Origin of the sequence: Microcystis sp. LE19-84.1B (assembly GCF_027531875.1) — a bacterium.
In the GTDB taxonomy this organism is placed as follows: domain Bacteria; phylum Cyanobacteriota; class Cyanobacteriia; order Cyanobacteriales; family Microcystaceae; genus Microcystis; species Microcystis panniformis.
In genome coordinates, this window is record NZ_JAPZSR010000314.1 from 1 (window position 1) to 2,317 (window position 2,317).

Here is a 2,317-nt window from a genome sequence, read left to right on the forward strand (position 1 = left end):
ACAGTGGAAGGAATTAACAATAAACTGAAGGTGATTAAAAGGAGAGGCTATGGATTTAGAAACTTTAAAAACTTTAGTATTAGATGTTTATTAAATTGGCATTTTGCTAGTTGATTTTACATGGTAAGTTCGGAAGAACCATTTATTTGTACGTTTTATAATCTTTTTGCGCTCCTAACGCACCCTACAAACTTTTCTCTACAAGTAATTTTTCTGGTGACAGTTGTTCGACATATTTTTGGATTTGTTCACGAAGTTCTAACGTATTCATAGATTATTTTGGTTATTTACCCAATTTGATTATATCTGATTCTGATAAAATTTAGATACCCGACTTCTGTTATTAATCTTCTCATGTAATAGATAATTTGTAGGGTGTGTTAGCGACAGCGTAACGCACCTCATATTTGCTCAATAATTTATTTTATTATGTTTTTTAAAATCTCCTTCAATAATAATGGTGCGTTACGTCGCGTATTTAATGTATTTGTATGTTTTATAATATTTTCGCGCTCCTAACGCACCCTACAAACTACAAGTCTCGACGCGAGAGAAGAGACTATCCTCACCCATCCCATCCCATTGACACGCCGCAGGGAGGTGTCCAAAAGGTGCGTAATCTTTATAAATAATATCCTTGTAAGACAACCAATCTCCTCCTTTTCTCCATCCTACCTTGTCCCCGAACTTTCTCCAGATTTCTTCGTCATATTCTCTTGTTCCGCGATAACCTCGATAAATGCGTTCATAAAGTTGATAAATCTGTTTCTGAACAGAAAACCCAAATCTACCATTACTGTATTTTACCCACAATTGGTCAATGGTGCGGAGGTCTGCACAGGGAAAATTATCAATATCTTCTACCCTTAACCAACCTTCCTTTTCCCGTTTCGCAACCGCTAACATTACCCGTAATGTTTCCTCATCCGCTTCTTTCCATTTCCCAGCTTTGAGTAAGTCACGGAGTTTGCTGTAGTCCATTCCTGCATCTGATTTTAATTCTACCTCTCGCTGTAAGCTCATGGTGATATTCCTGTAGATTAATTTTTAAGAAAATATACTAGAGACATCCTAACATAGGTTACACTCCACAAGTCTTGATGCGAGAGAACGGAAAAAATCACCATTTTATATTTAGGACTTACGCAAGATGTGACTGAAAACCTTATTCTTGCGTAGGGGTAATTCATGAATTACCCCTACTTTCGTTCCCTTTTGCGTAAGTCCTGATATGGTTATGTTAATTCAATATTTTTTATCCCTGCTCTAAATTCCCGCAGTGCTTGGGCATGATTTTCTGTATTAATACAACGCATCAATAAATCTACATCTAAACTCGGTAAAAGTTGCGATTTACTAACAGCCTCATATCCCTCATTTCCTAAACTATAAAACAATAAATCATCATTCATCCAAAACCAAACTTCAGGAATTTGTAACCGTTTGTATGCTTCTAGTTTATTAATTCTTCCACTACTAACAACCACCTCAATCACTAAATCAGGATGTTTTCTATTTGCTCCCAATTCATAGGATTTATCACCTTCTCTTTTAACCTTTTCAAATTCATTTTCTAAGGTGATAGAACCAGTAGGAGTAAAATCTAATCCCAAAAATTCTAAATAAATTTCTAGTAAAGAAGCAATACGTTGTTTGATAATTTGATATTTCTTACCTGGATTTTTTCTAATCTCCAAAACTCCATCTAAAAAAGATAACCTTAATCCTGGGCGATCGATTAGCTGTTCAACAGCTTTAAATTCTCTCCAGGTTAAGTCACTAATTAAAATTGGTTCTGCTTCTCGTTCGATTAGTGTAGTTATCATGATTTAAACCCAAATTTAGAGAGTGAATTTTTTCTCAGCATGATATCAGATAAAAACAGATTAAGTAGGTAGGCGTTAAAAGTTATCAGACACCCCCTTATTAAGGGGGGATCGGCACCCCCCTTATCAAGGGGGGCAGGGGGGATCGAACCTAAAATCCATTTTTAATTTAATTATAACCAGCTACTTATTATGAATAATATCATAGTCTAACAAACTACCCTTAATCATACCATAGCCAGTAAACCTTTTGAGAATACCAAATCATCAGATCTCTTGTAAAAATCAAAAATTGTTGTTAGGATTAGAAGTCAGTAGTCAGGAGAATTAATACTGCACACTTAAAACTCAAATTTGATAACTGATAACTGATAACTGATAACTGATAACTGATAACTGATAACTGATAACTGATAACTGATAACTGATAACTGATAACTGATAACTGATAACTGATAACTGATAACTGATAACTGATAACTGATAACTGA

At 34.8% G+C, this 2,317-nt stretch carries 3 protein-coding genes; 1 reads left to right on the top strand and 2 read right to left on the bottom strand.

Annotation, left to right across the window (positions count from 1 at the left end; genetic code table 11):
- The coding region (locus O9324_RS17785; RefSeq protein WP_287627140.1) for a transposase at window positions 1-114 on the top strand (114 nt) is incomplete at its 5' end.
- A 411-nt stretch (window positions 115-525) separates the two neighbouring features.
- On the opposite strand, the gene O9324_RS17790 is transcribed toward O9324_RS17785, so the two are convergent.
- Window positions 526-1,023 carry a GUN4 domain-containing protein gene (locus tag O9324_RS17790; protein ID WP_002790546.1) on the bottom strand — a complete coding sequence of 166 codons (498 nt, stop codon included), beginning with the start codon at window positions 1,021-1,023 and terminating at the stop codon, window positions 526-528.
- Window positions 1,024-1,235: 212 nt separating this feature from the next.
- A complete protein-coding gene (locus O9324_RS17795) occupies window positions 1,236-1,826 on the bottom strand; it encodes a Uma2 family endonuclease (RefSeq protein WP_288140881.1) in 591 nt (196 codons plus the stop codon).
- Window positions 1,827-2,317 lie beyond the last annotated feature (491 nt).